This is a genomic window from Rhizobium sp. BK316 (assembly GCF_014193695.1).
Lineage (GTDB): Bacteria > Pseudomonadota > Alphaproteobacteria > Rhizobiales > Rhizobiaceae > Rhizobium.
This window is the reverse complement of sequence record NZ_JACHZR010000002.1, coordinates 776,001-792,450: the sequence shown is the minus strand read 5'-3', so window position 1 is coordinate 792,450 and position 16,450 is coordinate 776,001. Positions and strand designations below refer to the sequence as shown.

Sequence of the window (16,450 nt, the reverse complement as noted above, 5' to 3'; positions counted from 1 at the left end):
TCATTCCCTATGTCGCAAGGCCCGGCAGGGCGGGCATTGTGTCCCAGCTATCACCAAACAGCACCACGCAGCTTATGCCGTGAGCATCCGTGACGACGAGCGTCCAGGTGCCGCTCTCAGCGGCATAAACCTCAAGAATGGCGTTCTGATTGATCAGTCCGACTGCCTTGAGCTTTTCAGCAAAGTTGCTGTCCAGGAAATTGACGATCTCGGATCGGCCTGCGCAACTGCGCATCATCTGCGATGCTGCCGGATGCGGATGCGCGATCACCAATGTCGTCAATATGACGGCCAGCAGGCCGTGGACCATATTGCGCAGCATGACGCACCTCCTTTCGCCGGGAACCCGGCAGAAGAGGAGATTTTCGCTGACCTGCTCTGCCGTTCACCGGCATTCCATGGCCATCCGTTGCGAAGCGAGGCGCTTCGGCGGCGCCATATCCAGATTATAGCGCGAAATTCTATTGAGCGCCATCTTTTCGCAATATCGAGGAGTGCAGCTATCGCGCGGCGCGGGCAACCCAGGAGGGAATCAATTCACTGGAGAGTTGGCGTGGTTTCTGCGCCTTGACGAATTCGGTAAGGCGCATGCCGCTCTTTGCAGCGGATACGGCAAGTTTCTTGGGCATGAGCAGGCCGAGTTCCAGCGGTGGTCTGGCACGGCCGACACGCTGGAAAAAGGGGCGTCGATAGCCACGCGAGGCAGTAAAGCGCGCAGAGACCTTATTCAAGGCCACATATTCCGAGACTTCGTCGATCCAGCCCGCTTGCGGTCTTGCGCCCGGCTCGACGAAGAGCAGCCACTCGCCGCGGGCGGATCGGATGATATCCTTGATATCCCATTGTGAATGGAAACGGCAGCCGGCAGCATCCGCCACCCGCGCCGTGCCGTCGCGCGAGCCGTGATCGAGCACGACCACGTCGCTGACGAGGCCTTCCACGGCGCCTGCCACCAATACCGATAGAGTCTGGGCCAGCTCGGATTCCTGATCCTGGCATTCAAGAACAACAGTCAACATTGCCTGTTTATAGAGCGCCGCACAAAATTTTGCCAGCGGGACTTTCCTCATTTTGTTCTTGCATTGTTCTCTTTTTGCCGATAGGAATTTAATCATCAAAACGAGCGGGATCGAGCGTTTTCCGCCGGTGGAGAATCCGATGAGACCACAGTCCCTTGCAGGGCAGGCCGCATTTGCGCCTGCCAATACGGCTGATATTGCCGACGCGATGATCGCGGCCTCGGGGCTGCGCATCGAAGTTGACCGGCGGCGTGGCCGCGGCGCGGGGCTGAACCCCAGCGGCCGCTTCGAGCCAACACAACGCGAAACCTTCGATGATGGCTGGCAGACGCTCGAGGAACTGCCGCCCTTCAAGACGGATGTGCAGGTCGAAAAGCCGCGCACGGCGATCACCCGCAACGAATCTCCCGATCTCTCCTTCGACCGGTCGATCAACCCCTATCGCGGCTGCGAGCATGGCTGCATCTACTGTTTCGCCAGGCCGACGCATGCCTATATGGGCCTTTCGGCGGGGCTGGATTTCGAAAGCAAGCTCTTCGCCAAGCCGGATGCGCCGAAGCTTCTGGAGCGCGAGCTCGCCAAGCCGGGCTACAAGGTGCGCGTCATCGCGATCGGTACCAATACCGACCCCTATCAGCCGATCGAGAAGGAATGGCGCGTCATGCGGCAACTCCTCGAAGTGCTGAATAAGGCCAATCATCCCGTGGCGATCGTCACCAAGTCGGCGATGATCCTGCGCGACCTCGATATACTCACGGAGATGGCGGCAAAGAACCTCGTACGTGTCGGCATTTCGGTAACGACGCTCGACCGCAAACTTGCCCGCCTCATGGAGCCGCGGGCATCGACGCCGACGCGCAGGCTGGAGGCGATCCGTGGGCTTTCCGCGGCTGGTGTGCGCACGTCAGTGATGGCCGCGCCGGTCATCCCCGCACTCAACGACCACGAACTGGAACGCATCCTGGATGCCGCCAAGGCGGCGGGTGCCGAAGAAGCGAGCTATGTGCTTCTGCGGCTGCCGCTGGAAGTGAGCCCGCTGTTCCGCGATTGGCTGTTGCAGAATTATCCTGATCGTTATCGCCATGTCATGTCGCTGGTGCGCTCGATGCGCGGCGGCAAGGATTATGATGCCGAGTTCGGCAAGCGCATGAAGGGTGCGGGACCCTATGCCTGGCAGATCGCCCGCCGCTTCGAGATGGCGGCAAAGCGGCTGGGGTTGACCCGTCGAAGCCTTGCCCTGCGCGACGACTTGTTTGTGCCGCCTGGTGGCAGCGGCGTGCAGCTTTCGCTGCTCTGACTGATTGTTTTCAGGCAATTCCGGGCGCAAAGCGCTCAAGCACTTTTGCTGGAATTGCTTTTTTTTACGCAATTCCGGACGCAAAACCACTGCGCACTTTTGCTGGAATTGCTCGTGAGCTTGCGTGAGGCGTGAAGAAGACCTGCCCTGCGTCTTCTGCCTTGCGCAATTCCTGCGGATGGCCCTGACCGCACCATCCGCTGGACCGCCCCCGGCCGTCGCCGCCCTGATCCGGGGGCTTGCAGGAAATCGGGTTGGCGTGCGAGGTTCAACCGCATGAAACGTCGCACGTCACCCGATTCTCCTCTGCTCTTTGAAGAGGCTCCCCTTGTGCCGGATTTCCGGCTGGAGCTGAAAGCCCGCAAGGCTGGCCACTGGCCTGTCGCCGGCGCAGACGAGGCCGGACGCGGACCGCTTGCCGGTCCTGTCGTTGCTGCAGCCGTGATCCTCGATCCCAAGCGCATTCCCGAGGGTCTCAACGATTCCAAGCAGCTTTCAGCGCAGCGGCGCGAGGAACTGTTCGTCCAAATTCTCGCGACCGCAACAGTCTCCATCGCCTCCTCCAGCTCTACACGCATCGACGAAACCGATATCCGCAAAGCAAGCCTTGATGCTATGCGCCGTGCGATCTGCAGCCTTTCCATACCGGCAAGTTATGTACTGACGGATGGGCTGGACGTGCCTATAGGGCTCGACTGCCCCGGACAGGCCGTGGTGAAGGGTGACGCACGCTCCGTCTCGATCGCCGCCGCTTCCATCGTCGCCAAAGTGACGCGCGACCGGATGATGGCGCGGGCGCATCTGGTGTTTCCCGAATATGGTTTTGCCGCTCATGTCGGGTATGGCACGGCGCAGCATCGCTCCGGCATCGAGAAGCACGGGCCGTGCCCGCTGCACCGGATGAGCTTCCGGCCACTCCGCAAGGACGGCGTCGTGGTAGAGGGGAATGGGGAAATGCTGGAGGATTAGACTCCAGCGCCACCGCCTCGTTTCCTTGCGAGCCGCAGGGGCGGGAAAGCGCCGGAGGCGGGCCATTGCCTCATGCAGAGCGCTTCTGAGCCAAGTTCCCAAAGGGCCGGCTCTTTGGTGCGTCGCGCAGCCATCACAAGCTCGCACATCACGCCAATCACACGGCATCTGCCAAAAAGCAAAAAAGCCCCACCGAAGCGGGGCTTTTCCAATCCTGCAGCGCTGCAGCTCAGTTCAGACGGGTCTTCACTTCGCCAACGGCCTGACCGAAGAGCTCAGACTGAATCTTGCCATCAGCCTGCTTACCGATAACGGATTCAGCGGCTGCAATGGCGAGATCGACTGCAGCAGAGCGAACAGCCTTCATTGCGTCGGCTTCGGCCTGCTTGATCTTCTGCTCGGAAAGAGCCGTGCGGTTGGCGACGAATTCTTCCGTCTTCTTCTTCGCTTCAGCGGTCAGCATTTCGGCTTCGCGCTCGGCAGCGGCAACGATATGCGCTGCTTCAGCTTCAGCTTCCTTGCGCTTGCGCTGGTATTCAGCGAGCAGATGCTGGGCTTCTTCACGCAGACGCTTGGCTTCCGCCAGCTCATTGCGGATCTGGTCGGCGCGGTCGTCAAGCGACTTCGCCATCATGCCCGGAACCTTCAGGTAGACGATCAGCGCCAGGAAGAGAACAAGGCCAACAAAGGCGAAGAAAGTTGCATCAAAAGCAAATTCCATCGATCAAGCCTCCTTCTTGGCTGCTGCAACGGCAGCAACGACATCAGACTGGGCAGCAGAGCCGCCGATGAGCTGTTCGACAACGGCTGCTGCGGTTTCCTCGGCGATGGCGCCGACATCGGCAAAGGCCTTTGCCTTCACATCGGCGATACGGGCCTCGGCAGCCTTCAGCTTTTCGGTCAGGCTTGCCTCGACAGCGCGACGATCACCCTCAGCCTTTACCTTGGCGGCGTCGCGAGCGGCAGTACCGATCGAATTTGCCTTGGCGCGGGCAGCGGCGAGTTCGCCTTCGTAGGTTGCGACAGCGGCATCAGCCTCAGCCTTCAGGCGGCCGGCCTCGTCGACATCCTGCGAGATGCGGTTGTGACGCTGCTCGAGGATCGAGCCGATGCGCGGTGCGATGACCTTTTGCATGAGCAGGTAGAAAATGACGAACGTGATCACCAGCCAGAGAAGCTGGGATGCGTAGGTCGACGAATCGAAAGGCGGGAAAGGCCCACGCGCGTGCTCGCCTTCGGCAATGCCGGTCTCGGTATGAACCTCGCCGGCAGCCGGAGCGGCATGCGTATCCGTCGCAGTTCCCGCCGGGGCTTCTTCAGCGTAGGCCGGGGTCACAAAGTACATGCTCACCTCCAGGTGTACTGCAAATGCAAAGGATCACGGCTCGCTGTTCGCAGGCCGTGATCCATCAATCCACCGATATTAAACGGCGAAGAGGAGGAGAAGAGCGACGAGCAGCGAGAAGATGCCCAGAGCTTCCGTAACGGCGAAGCCGAATACCAGACGGCCGAACTGGCTGTCAGCGGCAGACGGATTGCGCAGAGCGCCGGAGAGGTAGCTGCCGAAGATGTTGCCGAGGCCGAGAGCCGTACCGGCCATACCAAAGCAAGCCAGACCTGCACCGATGAACTTTGCTGCTTCCGCTTCCATGTTGAACTCCTTTGAAATGGTTGTTGCGGCGAATGACTGACGCCCTTTGACGTCGATGTCGTTATCCTTAGTGCCCGCCCGGATGGATCGCGTCATTGAGGTACATGCAAGTCAGCACCGCAAAGACGTAAGCCTGGAGGAAGGCGACGAGGAACTCGAGACCGGTCAGGGCGACGGTCATGATGAGAGGAAGAACGGCTCCGCCGACACCGACTGCACCGAAGGCTCCAAGCGAGGCGACGAAGCCTGCGAACACTTTCAGCGTGATGTGACCGGCGAGCATGTTTGCGAAAAGACGAACAGAGAGTGAAATCGGACGGGACAGGAAGGAAATGACTTCGATCGCGACGACCAGCGGCAGCAATATTCCCGGCACGCCCGAGGGCACGAAGACATTCAGGAAGTGGAAGCCGTGCTTATAGAAGCCGTAGACGAGCACCGTGCCGATGACGAGGATCGCCAGCGCGAAGGTGACGATGATCTGGCTGGTGATCGTGAAGAAATACGGGAACATGCCCAGCAGGTTTGCCGTCAGCACGAACATGAAGAGCGAGAAGACCAGCGGGAAGAACTTCATTCCCTTGGTGCCCGCCCCTTCCTTCAGCATGCCCGCAATGAACTCGTAGGACATTTCGGCGAGCGACTGCGAACGACCGGGAACGACGGCGCGGTTCGAGGTCGAGAAATAGAGGAAGCCAGCGGCAACAGCAGCCGAAGCCACCATGAAGAGCGATGCGTTGGTGAACGAGAAATCAATCCCGCCGATCTCGATCGGCACAATCTTGAAGATCTGGAACTGATGAGTCGGATCGCTGGACACCGGTTGCTCTCTCTCTTTGACCCGCCCAAGAGGCGGAAATTGCACTGGACCGAAACGGTCCTTATTTCTCAGGCGTTCTGCGGTCCAGGGGTTGGGTGACCTTCCCCGCGGCGCGCAGAACATTCAGTACGCCGGCACAGAATCCAAGAAGCAGAAGAACAATCAACCCCCAAGGCGCCGTACCGACAAAACGGTCGAGGAGATAGCCGAGCACAGCACCGACAACGATGGCGGAAATGAATTCGCTCGAAAGCTTCATCGCCTGCGCATAGCCCTTACGGCTCTGCTCGGCGCTGGCCTCCCGCGCTTCTTCCTTCCTGTCATCGACACGCTTGGAGGCAAGTTCCGCCTCCAGCTGCCGACGGCGCTGCTCAAGACTTTCTTCGCGGTCATCCGCCATCGTGCTCTCCTCCGCTTCCGTCGCCCGCAATCCCGCTACCCCGGTTTTCCGAACCACGGACGCGAAGGTTAAAGAACCTTCCGGCCCGTTCTGAAGTCGCGCGCAACATAGTTTTAGGAATTAGCATAGTCAAGGCGTAGAGAGCTGGTGTCCAGCCATAAAATAACTGTAAAAAATCAGGTATTTAAGCGGAATCCGGCCGCTCGGACAGGATTTCATCCAAAGAATCCGCCTTCGAACGGCGCCGGTCGGCGCAAAATCCACAATCAGCAGCCCTTTTGCCTCAGCTCCAGCCGCCGCCATAGGTGCGGTAGAAGACATGCATGCCGATGCGGCCGACCTTTTCCATGGTCCTGGCCCAATTCGGCCGGACGTAGACGGCATGGTAATGCGTGGCCGAACCGACCTGCGGCAGCCAGATCCTGCCTGATGTCACGGCCATGGCGACATCGCGGGCGACGCGCCAGTGATATTGCGAATTTACCCGGTCCTTGATGTTGTCGCAGGCGAAGGAAAACTGGCAGCGGTTGCGCCAGTCTTCGTTCTGGTAGACGACGCCGCAGATGGTCTTCGGATAGGCCGGGTTGCGGACCCGGTTGAGGATGACCTGCGCGACAGCCGCCTGCCCCTTCACGGATTCACCGCGCGCCTCGAAATAGATGCCCGATGCCAGGCACTGCTGTTCGCGGGCGGAAAAGACACTGGGCGGCAGGATGCTTGCGGCCCAGGCATGGTCCTTCGGGCCGATCTGCGGCACGAAACGGCCTTCGTCCTTGTCGGTCAGGATCGAATCGAAAGGCGACTGACGAGAATAATCTGGCGCGGCAGGCGCATAGGCCGCCGCCAGCGCATCCGCCTTGTCATTGGTCACGAGGCCAGCCAGCAAGGCCGGCATGGCATTGTCCTGCTGTGGTGCCGGCTGCTTCTTGTAGAAGGCCATGGCGATCTCGATCTCCTTGCCCTTGATCGTCGGCTTCACGAAGGCCGACTTGTCCTTGAGATCGAAGACCGGACGAAAGAGGAGCTTGGTGCGCTCTAGGATGGAGCCGGCCGAGAAATCCTTCGGCGGCTGCACCTTTTCGACGGCGACGACGCGGCCCTTCTTGGCGTTGCGATTGACACGATCCTCGTCCGTGGTCCCCTCATTGCCCTTCTCACCAGAGACGAAAGCAACCTTGCGGCCGTCGGGCAGCAGCATACCTGCACCTGATGCGATCGAGCCGGTGGCAGCGGGATCGGCAAAGGCGAGCTCGGCCTGGTGGATGGAGCCAGCCGGCGAATTGGTCAGAACCATGCGCCAGCTTTCGCCATCATTGTCGAGACCGGCGAGCATGGTGGCGAGATCGGCATGGGAGGCGACGCTCGGAAAGATCAGCCATCCGGCCACGCCGAAGATCGCGGGAGAGACCCAGTTCTGGGGCAAGAGACGCAGCTTGCTGCGGGAACGACCATTTCGACGCAACGCGGACTCCGGGTATGGGACGCAGGAACAGTCCCAAGAAAATCCCGCATTAACCTTGATAGCTGGTTAACGACCTGTCCCGGAATATGCCCATGAGGATTTCTGCATATTCTAATGGGGCTGATATTTTCGCGAGGCGGATCATCTCGCCTGCTCATTCCCGTGCCCGTCACAAAAATGGGAGAGGGCGAGATGGTGCCCCCTCCTTGCTTCCCGTCAGATGATGACGTGCGAACCCAGTTCCACGACGCGGTTGGCCGGCAGACGGAAGTAGTCGGAGGGGTTGGCGGCAGCGTTGGCGAGCGCGATGTAAAGGCGGTCCTGCCAGTAGGGCATGCCGGACTTGGCATCGGGCACCAGCTTGCGGCGGCCGAGATAGAAGGACGTCGTCATGATGTCGAACTTCAGGCCGGTCTTGCGCAATGCCGCCAGCGCCTGCGAGACATTCTGCGATTCCATGAAGCCGAAGAGCAGTTCAACACGCGAGAAACGCTCGGAGATCTGCTCGACTTTGTAACGCTCCTGCGGCGAGACACGCGGTTTGTTCACCGTGCGGATCGTCAGGATGACGTTGCGGTCATGGAGCACGTGATTGTGCTTGAGATTATGCAGCAGCGCGGCGGGCGCCGAATCCGGATCGCTGGTCAGGAAAATCGCGGTGCCTGGAACATGGGCCGGAGAATGCTCGCTCTTACGCTCGATGGAGCTGACGAAAGAGGCGAGCGGAATGTCGGTATGGCGGGTCTTTTCCGTCAGGATCGCCGTACCGCGGCGCCAGGTCCACATGATGACGGTGAAGGCGGTCGCAATCATGATTGGGATGTAACCGCCGTCATGGATTTTCAGAAGGTTGGCGCCGAGGAAGATCAGCTCGAGAACGAGCAGCGGCAGCAGAGCGATGATGGCAACCGGAAGCGACCAGTTCCAACGGACGCGGACGAACTCGAAGGCCATGATCGAGGTGACGAGCATCGCGCCCGTGACCGAGATGCCGTAGGCGGTCGCCAGCGCATCGGAGGTCTTGAAGCCGAGCACCAGGAAGATGACGCCGAAGAACAGCACCGCATTGACCGAAGGCACAAAGATCTGCCCGGTATTGGTCTCGGACGTGAAGAGAATTTCCATGCGCGGCAGGAAGCCGAGGTTGATCCCCTGGCGCACCAGCGAGAAGGCACCGGTAATGACGGCCTGGCTGGCAATGATGGTAGCGGCAGTCGCGAGGATGACGACCGGCAGCAGCGCCCACTGTGGGTACATGAGATAGAAAGGATCGGACATCGTCGCCGGATTGCCGAGAACGAGCGCGCCCTGCCCCAGATAGTTCAGCGTCAGTGACGGGAAAACCAGCACAAACCACGCCCACTGGATCGGACGCCGACCGAAATGGCCGAGATCCGCATAAAGCGCTTCCGCGCCGGTGACGGTCAGGAAGACGGCGCCGAGAACGACAACGCCGTAGAAACCCTCATGCAGCAGAAAGCTGACGGCATAATAGGGATTGAAGGCGGCGAGGATGCCGTAATCATCCGAAATATGGGCGATGCCGGCGGCAGCCATGACGAGGAACCAGAGCGCCGTGATCGGGCCGAAGAGGCGAGCAACGGCCCCCGTGCCATGCGACTGCACGACAAAGAGCAACGCCAGGATCGCCACGGATATGGGCACGATATATTCCGACAGGCTCGGGGTCACGAGCTTCAGACCTTCGACGGCCGAGAGGACGGAGAGCGCCGGCGTGATCATAGCGTCGCCCAGGAAGAGCGCTGCGCCCATCAGGCCGAGCAGCATCAAGAGCGCAGTATGGCCGTTGGCGGTCTTCATCAGGAGGGCAAGCAGCGACAGCGTACCGCCTTCGCCGTCGTTGTCGGCGCGCAGCAGGAAGAGCACGTATTTGATGGTGACGATGATGGTCAACGCCCAGATCATCAGGGAAATAAGGCTGACGACCTCGAAACGGGTGAGACCATCATGGGCGACCGGCTTCAGCGCTTCACGGAAGGCATAAAGCGGGCTCGTGCCGATATCTCCATAAACGACGCCTACCGAACCCAGCGCGAGATAAAAGAGCTTGCGCGGCCCAAGGTGACGTTCGTGAGAATGGCTTTCTTCAGACATGAAGCAATTACAGGCTCCTCAGAGCCAGCCTTTCCAGCGAAAAAAGAAGAAGGGGACGACGGCGGAGATCACCATGAGGCCCAGCGAGTAGGGATAACCCGCGGTCAGGTGCAACTCCGGCATGAATTCGAAATTCATGCCATAGATGGAAGCGACCAGCGTCGGCGGCAAGAACACAACCGAAGCGATCGAGAAAATCTTGATGATGGCATTCTGCTCGATATTGATGAGGCCGAGCGAGGCGTCGAGCAGGAAGGTGATGTTGCCGGCGACGAAGGCAGCGTGTTCCGAAAGGGACTGGATGTCACGCGAGATCGTTCGGCAAAGTTCCTTGGTTTCCTGATCGTGCTGCACGACAGGGATCGTATAAAAGAAGGTGAGCAGGCGCGAGAGCGAGCCGAGGCTGTCACGCAGCTTGCTGATCATGCGGTGATGACCGGCAATGTCCTTCAGTTTCTCTTCCAGATAGTTCGAGGGCTTGCGCACCTTCTTGGCGCGATCGCCGAAGACGTGGACCGACAGGATATCCAGCCGGGACACCGAGGCTTCCAGGACTTCTGCCGTGCGGTCGACGATCGTTTCCAAAAGCTTGGCGAGCAGGGCAGCGCCACTGCGCCATTGCTCCGGTATGCGGTGCAGGGCAGCGATGAAAAGCGCGAAAGACTTCGGATGGGCGTAGCGGATGGTCACCAGCCGGTCGCCGGCCAGAATGAAGGCGACATCCGTCAAGGTCGGGGCTTCCGTCTCTGCCTTCCATATCAGCGAAGCTGTCATATAAACTGCGTTGTTTTCGACATAAAGGCGCGCGGACGGCTCGATCGCCCTGAGATCGTCACGCGTCGGCACTTCAATGCCAAGAACCTTTTCGACATGCAGCTCCTCCTCGCGCGTCGGTTCGACCATGTCGATCCATATCACATCCGCCGGAAACTCAGGAGGGTTCGCAAGATCGCGAATCTCGATCGATTTGCAGTTGGAACAGTATGCGGTGATCACAGTCCGCATCTCCGGCGCCGGCAATGCCCGGCCGTCCTGGCTCTTTTCATCGAGAACCCTTCCATGCGGCCGCGAGCGCGGTGACGCCAGGCGCACTCGTCATCGATCGTAGCGGAAGTGGATAAAAAGAGTTCATGCAACTCCGGCCATATGCGGCCTTTCCGGCCGGGTTGCTCCACCGCATCGCAGTCACCAATCCTTCGATCGACAAGTCAACTCCGAACATGCAGAGAGGCCGAACCTTCATCGACAGGCGGCCATCGCAGAGCATTTGCAGACGCGCCATCATGACGCCGGCGCGCATATGCAGCAAAGCCGGAAAATAATCAAGACATCTTACCTGAACCGCGCCCTTTCATCTCATTTCCCCCACAATTCGGGGTGAGTAGCCAAGTGATTCGCGCTATTCGAAGACGATGGCAGGTGCGGCGCGCTGTGGCTTTTGGCCGACCTGTTCCCAGACCTTGGCGGCGATGGCACGGTAGATTCCGGCCACGATGCCATTCGGATCGGAGGCAACGAGCGGCGTTCCGGCATCCGAGGTCTCGCGGATATTCATGGTCAACGGAACTTCGCCGAGGAAGGGTACGCCGATGCGCTCGGCTTCCTTGCGAGCACCGCCGTGGCCGAAGATGTCGTAGCGCGTGCCTGTATCGGGCGCGACGAAATAGCTCATGTTCTCGACGATGCCGAGAACCGGCACCTCAACCTTACGGAACATGTTGAGACCCTTGCGAGCATCGATCAACGCCAGGTCCTGCGGCGTGGAAACGATGACGGCGCCGGCAAGCGGCACCTGCTGGGCCATGGTGAGCTGGGCGTCGCCGGTGCCGGGCGGCATGTCGACGACGAGAACATCGAGTTCACCCCAGGCGACTTCACGCAGCATCTGCAGGAGGGCGGACTGAACCATCGGCCCGCGCCAGATCATCGCCGTTTCCTCATCGACGAGGAAGCCCATGGACATGACCTTGAGGCCGTAATTCTCCATGGGATTGATGATGCGGCCATCGATCTGCGTCGGGCGGCCGGAAATCTTGAGGAGGCGCGGCATGGAGGGACCGTAGATATCGGCATCGAGAATGCCAACGCGAAGACCGTTGGCCAGCAGGCCGAGTGCCAGATTGACCGCCGTCGTCGACTTGCCCACACCGCCCTTACCCGATGCGACGGCGATGATGGCGCCGATACCGGGAACGCCGATCTTGGCCGTGCGCGGAGGCGGTTGCTGCGGCGTATGGGAGTGGCCGTGATGGCTGTGGTCAGCCTGTGGGGCCGGGCGCGCTGCAGGTGCATTTGCGGCGGCCTTCTTGTCTGCCGTCAGCGCCACAAGCGCGCCTTTCACACCCGGCATTTCCTTGATGACACGCTCTGCGGCAAGCCGCATCGGCTCCAGTTCCTTGGCGCGTTCCGCCGGCACGGTAATGGAGAAATAGACCTTGCCGTCGGAGATGAAGACGTCGGAAACCATGCCGAGTTCGACGATACTGTGCTCCAGATCCGGCCCGCGCACGGTCTTCAGCGTTTCCAGAACCTGTTCCTTGGTGACCTCGGTCATTCCGCCCTCACTGCTTTTCTTTGTCTGTAAATAGTGGAGGCGGGCGGCTTCGCCAAACAAAATCGGGCGGCAGGCACATCTCGTATCGAAGGAAAGGCAGCGGGCTCTCTCTCCGTTGCGGCCATCAAGTCCGCCGGGCTTTCGCCCTGATGGCCGCAACGGCCTCCCCGAGAACCGACGCAATTCGGGGCGAATTAGCGCAAGCGAAAAAAAAGACCAGAAAAAACTAAAGGAAATCGTCCGGTTTCGAAACAGCGGCAAAAGGCGGTTGCCTAAACGCAACAACCGCCCCCAACATCGTAGGGCCGGGAGAAAAGCGGCAACGATATCAGGCGGCGGCGTGTCGGTCGCACCATTGGGCTGGCGCTGTTATCAAAGTCCCCTCTGGACCTCTGCCAATAACAATGCAGGAAGCGTGCCAACTGCGAAATTGACGAAAAGGGATGACAATTGTCAATTTGGACAGCGAGCAACGAAAACGGCGCTCAGATATTGAGCAGCCCGGCAGCGCCTGACGTTATTTTAGGCTGGTGACGTTACTTGATGAGACCGATGCGCAGCGCCTTGGCGACGGCCTGCGTGCGGTTGACCGTATCCAGCTTCTTGGTGGCGCGGTTCAGGTAATGATTGACCGTGTGCTCCGAGAGATCGAGGATTTCGGCGATCTCGGCGCTGGTCTTACCTGCGGCAGTCCAGTTGAGGCAGTCGATCTCGCGGTCCGTCAGCGTATCGGTCATGCGCGTATCGAGATTACGGATCTCGGCGAGCCGGTCGAAGACGTGGATGGCGATGTAGCTGAGCTCACGCATCTCGGTGGGCGTATAAGGTTCGCGATCGCCGGCGAAGGAGACCGCACCGCGCGCGCCTGATGGTTCATGTGTCGGAAAAAAAGCGCTACGCACCATCTTGAAGCGTTCGAAGAGAGCGGCAACCAAGCCCGTTTTGCCATCATCGCGCGGCCAGGCGGTCCGTGCCGTATCGTGGAAGAACGGCAGGGTTGAGGTACGCAGCCGCCGCAGGACCGGGCTGTTCATCATCAGCCCTTCCTGGTCGTAGGTGGACAGCAGTTCTGCCGGCCAGCTCGTGATAATCGTGTTGCCCTGCAGATCGAAAGAGGTGATCGGCGGCAGGTTCAGAACCATGAAGGCTCGGCTGCGATAGGTCTCCGTCACCCGCTTCATGAAGCGGAAGATGTCGAACTGCGTCTTTAGACTGGCGACCTCCTGGACATAGGCGTCTTCCACCGAAGTTTGCGGTAAGCTTGCCATCAGATTTTTTCGCCTTCGAACCGGGGTTTGGGTAAACCGCCGGCAGCCTGTGTGGAAAAACGGTCAGGTGCAGGGTGGGTTACACAACGCCCGTCAGATCAATAGGATTCAGCCTCGGCGCGCAGCGCGTTCGGCCGGTGAATTGTCGATGATTTCGCGGACGACCCCAGTTGGCGTGATTCGCCGTCAAATCTCAATAACGCACTCATCATAAGCATGCTACGTATACGACGTCCAGCAGTTGATCACGGTCAGATCGTTTCAACCAGATCGGTTTCAACGCCTCGGCCCGAGGCGGATGCGCATTTCGTCCATGATCTTCCGCGCCGTCACCTGAACCGGGACGGCCCATTCGTGGAGAAGTTCCATCGACAGGCGGTAGGCGGGACCGGTGACAGAGACCCCGCCGATGAAGGAGCGGTCGTCCGACCAGATGGGGGCGGCGACGCAGCGGATACCCGCCTCGTGCTCTTCCCGGTCGTAGGCATGACCGGCAGAGACAATATCGCCGATTTCCGTCAACAGGGTTTCACCGCTCACATGCGTCGAGGGCGTGAAGCGGTTGAAACGCAGGCTGGGAAGCAATTCGCGGAGTTTGTCCGCCGGCAGAACCGAAAGGGCCGCCTTGCCGACACCGGTGCAATAGCAGGGTGAGGCATTGCCGATCTGTGAATACATGCGCACCGGCTGGTGCCCTTCGACCTTGTCGAGATAGATGATGGAGGAGCCGCGCAGCACGCCGAGATGGACGGTCTCGCCTGTCTCCCGATGCAGGGCGGCGAGATGCGGCGCGGCAATCAGGCGGAATTCGTTGCGCGCCCAACTCCGTGAGGCGAAGTCGAGCAATCGCAAGCCAGGCGCATAACGTCCCTCCGCATCGATTTCGAGAAGCCCCTCCTCCACGAGATGGCCGAGCTGGCGGTGCAGCGTACCGCGCGGCTGGCTGGCAAGCGCGAGGATATCGGTGAAGCGCAAGGGAGCATCAGCATGGGTGACGAGATCGAGCACGGCCATCAGCTTGCCGAGCGTGCCGGTATCACGCGGCGTGCCGGTCGCCCCCTTGTCATCTGCCTGCGCCATGCTGTCGCCGCCTGATATCATCGCCTACTACCCTTGACAGGTAAGGCAGCCTAATCGGATAATTCCATATAGTCAAATTAAGTTCCAAATAATGGAATTTACAGCATGCCGGGAGGAGAGAGACGGTGAGCGCTATGTCTGCACAATTTCCCGAATTCAGGGATCGCGCAGTGCTGGTGAGCGGAGGCGGCTCCGGCATCGGTGCTGCGCTCGTCGAGGGTTTTGCAAGGCAGGGCGCAAAGGTTTCCTTCCTCGACATCGCCGAGGCAGAGAGCCGGGAACTGGCGGAACGGCTTTCCGGAGAGGCTGCGCATCCGGTCAGCTTCTACCACACCGACCTGCGCGATATCGACGCTATCAGGCGCACGGTGAACGAGGTTGTCGAAAAGTCCGGGCCGATCCGGGTGCTCGTCAACAATGCAGCCTGGGACGACAGGCACGAATTCGATGATGTGACCGAGGACTATTGGGACAACAACCAGGCAGTCAACCTGCGCCATGTCTTCTTCACCTCGCAGGCAGTGGTGCCTTCGATGCGGACGGCCGGCGGCGGGGCGATCATTAACATGTCGTCCATCGCCTTCAAATTGAACATGGGCGTTTTCCCCGCCTATGCCGCCGCCAAGGCCGCTGTGATCGGCCTGACGAAGAGCATGGCCGGAAGGCTGGGACCTGAGAATATCCGCGTCAACTGCATCCTGCCGGGCATGGTGGTGACCGAGCGGCAGATGAAGCTGTGGCTGACGGAGGAGAGCATTGCCCGTTCCATGCAGGGGCAATGCCTGAAGATCGTATTGAAGGCGGACGCAATTGTCGGTCCGGCTCTGTTTCTTGCATCCGACTGCGCAGCAGGCATGACCGCGCAGTCCCTTATCGTTGATGGAGGCGTTCTCTAATGGCAAATCCCGCTTATGTCGCGGTCGACTGGGGCACCAGCAGCTTCCGGCTCTGGCTTATCGGTGCCGACGGCAGCGTTCTTGCCGAACGCCGTAGCGGCGAAGGTATGACGACGGCCGCCAAGACCGGCTTTTCCCAAGTTCTGGCTGGACATCTCGCAGCGGTCGAAGCGCCTGATGACCTGCCGGTCATCGTCTGCGGCATGGCGGGCGCACGGCAGGGCTGGGTGGAGGCCGGTTATATCGACGTGCCGGCTTCGCTTTCCTCGATCCTATCAGGTGCAGTGTCCGTGCCGGGCGAAAACCGCGATGTGCGTATCCTGCCCGGCCTTGCCCAGCGCGATGCGGCGATACCCGATGTCATGCGCGGTGAGGAAACACAGCTTCTCGGCGCGCTCGGCCCTGCGAGCCGCGGTGCACAAGCCGTCTGCATGCCGGGCACACATTCCAAGTGGGTGCATGTGGAAGACGGCAGAGTGACCGGCTTTGCCACCTTCATGACGGGTGAGCTTTTCGACGCGATTACCAAGCATACCATCCTCATGCATGCCGTTGCCGGCGCCGAGGATCAGCCGGTCGATGCGGCCGCCTTCGAGGCTGCGGTCGCAGCGGCCTTCGAACGGCCGGCACTCGCCTCCAACCTGATTTTCACCGCCCGCTCCGGTCAGCTTCTGCACGGTATTTCGGCCGCTGCCGCACAAGCTAAGCTCTCGGGCATCTTGATCGGCCTCGAAATCGCCGGTGCGCTGCAGGATGCCGGCAAGGGTACGGCCATCACACTCGTCGCGTCCGGACGCCTGCAGGCTCTTTACGAGCAGGCCTTCCGCACACTCTCCCTTTCCTTCACCGCCATCGATGCCGATGCCGCCGTTCGCGGCGGGCTTTCGGCTGCTGCCCAAACCATCTGGCCAAATTGAGC

Annotated in this window: 17 protein-coding genes; 4 read left to right on the top strand and 13 right to left on the bottom strand. The window is 60.2% G+C overall.

The genetic code is table 11. The annotated features are described in order from the left end of the window. Positions 1-7: 7 nt before the first annotated feature. Complete coding sequence (locus tag FHT87_RS12430; protein ID WP_183802184.1) at positions 8-322, bottom strand: hypothetical protein; 315 nt, start codon at positions 320-322, stop codon at positions 8-10. 178 nt (positions 323-500) lie between these two features. Continuing rightward, a complete protein-coding gene (locus tag FHT87_RS12425; RefSeq protein ID WP_183729076.1) occupies positions 501-1,019 on the bottom strand; it encodes a glycosyltransferase family A protein in 519 nt (172 codons plus the stop codon). Positions 1,020-1,158: 139 nt separating this feature from the next. On the opposite strand from FHT87_RS12425, the gene FHT87_RS12420 reads away from it, so the two are divergent. Beyond that, positions 1,159-2,316, top strand: coding sequence for a PA0069 family radical SAM protein (locus tag FHT87_RS12420; RefSeq protein ID WP_183729073.1), 1,158 nt, complete (start codon positions 1,159-1,161; stop codon positions 2,314-2,316). Positions 2,317-2,592: 276 nt separating this feature from the next. Then, positions 2,593-3,285, top strand: coding sequence for a ribonuclease HII (locus tag FHT87_RS12415; RefSeq protein ID WP_183729070.1), 693 nt, complete (start codon positions 2,593-2,595; stop codon positions 3,283-3,285). A 229-nt stretch (positions 3,286-3,514) separates the two neighbouring features. On the opposite strand, the gene FHT87_RS12410 is transcribed toward FHT87_RS12415, so the two are convergent. The 11 genes from FHT87_RS12410 to FHT87_RS12360 form a co-directional block, all read right to left on the bottom strand. Next, entirely contained in the window at positions 3,515-4,006 is a 492-nt protein-coding gene (locus FHT87_RS12410; protein ID WP_183729067.1) for a F0F1 ATP synthase subunit B, read from the bottom strand. 3 nt (positions 4,007-4,009) lie between these two features. Further along, the gene (locus FHT87_RS12405) at positions 4,010-4,630 is read right to left on the bottom strand and encodes a F0F1 ATP synthase subunit B (RefSeq protein WP_183802181.1); all 621 of its coding nucleotides are present in this window, start codon (positions 4,628-4,630) and stop codon (positions 4,010-4,012) included. Positions 4,631-4,708: 78 nt separating this feature from the next. Then, positions 4,709-4,936, bottom strand: a complete 228-nt coding sequence (locus FHT87_RS12400) for a F0F1 ATP synthase subunit C (RefSeq protein ID WP_003588243.1) — start codon at positions 4,934-4,936, stop codon at positions 4,709-4,711. Positions 4,937-5,003: 67 nt separating this feature from the next. Further along, positions 5,004-5,756, bottom strand: coding sequence for a F0F1 ATP synthase subunit A (locus tag FHT87_RS12395; protein ID WP_183729061.1), 753 nt, complete (start codon positions 5,754-5,756; stop codon positions 5,004-5,006). A gap of 61 nt (positions 5,757-5,817) precedes the next feature. Next, the gene (locus FHT87_RS12390) at positions 5,818-6,156 is read right to left on the bottom strand and encodes an AtpZ/AtpI family protein (RefSeq protein WP_183729058.1); all 339 of its coding nucleotides are present in this window, start codon (positions 6,154-6,156) and stop codon (positions 5,818-5,820) included. Positions 6,157-6,439: 283 nt separating this feature from the next. Beyond that, positions 6,440-7,618 (bottom strand): cell wall hydrolase, encoded by a 1,179-nt coding sequence (locus FHT87_RS12385; protein WP_183802178.1) that lies wholly within the window; start codon positions 7,616-7,618, stop codon positions 6,440-6,442. A gap of 216 nt (positions 7,619-7,834) precedes the next feature. Next, the gene (locus FHT87_RS12380) at positions 7,835-9,733 is read right to left on the bottom strand and encodes a potassium transporter Kup (RefSeq protein ID WP_183802176.1); all 1,899 of its coding nucleotides are present in this window, start codon (positions 9,731-9,733) and stop codon (positions 7,835-7,837) included. Between the two features lie 18 nt (positions 9,734-9,751). After that, complete coding sequence (locus FHT87_RS12375; RefSeq protein ID WP_183729049.1) at positions 9,752-10,729, bottom strand: magnesium transporter CorA family protein; 978 nt, start codon at positions 10,727-10,729, stop codon at positions 9,752-9,754. Between the two features lie 403 nt (positions 10,730-11,132). After that, the gene (locus FHT87_RS12370) at positions 11,133-12,287 is read right to left on the bottom strand and encodes an Mrp/NBP35 family ATP-binding protein (RefSeq protein WP_183729046.1); all 1,155 of its coding nucleotides are present in this window, start codon (positions 12,285-12,287) and stop codon (positions 11,133-11,135) included. A 536-nt stretch (positions 12,288-12,823) separates the two neighbouring features. After that, positions 12,824-13,555: an autoinducer binding domain-containing protein gene (locus FHT87_RS12365; RefSeq protein ID WP_183729043.1), complete on the bottom strand. Its 732-nt coding sequence runs from the start codon at positions 13,553-13,555 to the stop codon at positions 12,824-12,826. A gap of 276 nt (positions 13,556-13,831) precedes the next feature. After that, positions 13,832-14,656 carry an IclR family transcriptional regulator gene (locus FHT87_RS12360; RefSeq protein WP_183729040.1) on the bottom strand — a complete coding sequence of 275 codons (825 nt, stop codon included), beginning with the start codon at positions 14,654-14,656 and terminating at the stop codon, positions 13,832-13,834. 113 nt (positions 14,657-14,769) lie between these two features. Between FHT87_RS12360 and FHT87_RS12355 the strand changes: the two genes are divergently transcribed. Together FHT87_RS12355 and FHT87_RS12350 are read left to right on the top strand one after the other, a co-directional pair. Then, a complete protein-coding gene (locus FHT87_RS12355; RefSeq protein ID WP_183802686.1) occupies positions 14,770-15,531 on the top strand; it encodes an SDR family oxidoreductase in 762 nt (253 codons plus the stop codon). Further along, positions 15,531-16,448 carry a 2-dehydro-3-deoxygalactonokinase gene (locus FHT87_RS12350; RefSeq protein WP_183729037.1) on the top strand — a complete coding sequence of 306 codons (918 nt, stop codon included), beginning with the start codon at positions 15,531-15,533 and terminating at the stop codon, positions 16,446-16,448. The genes FHT87_RS12355 and FHT87_RS12350 overlap by 1 nt, the downstream gene beginning before the upstream one ends. The last annotated feature ends 2 nt before the right edge of the window (positions 16,449-16,450 follow it).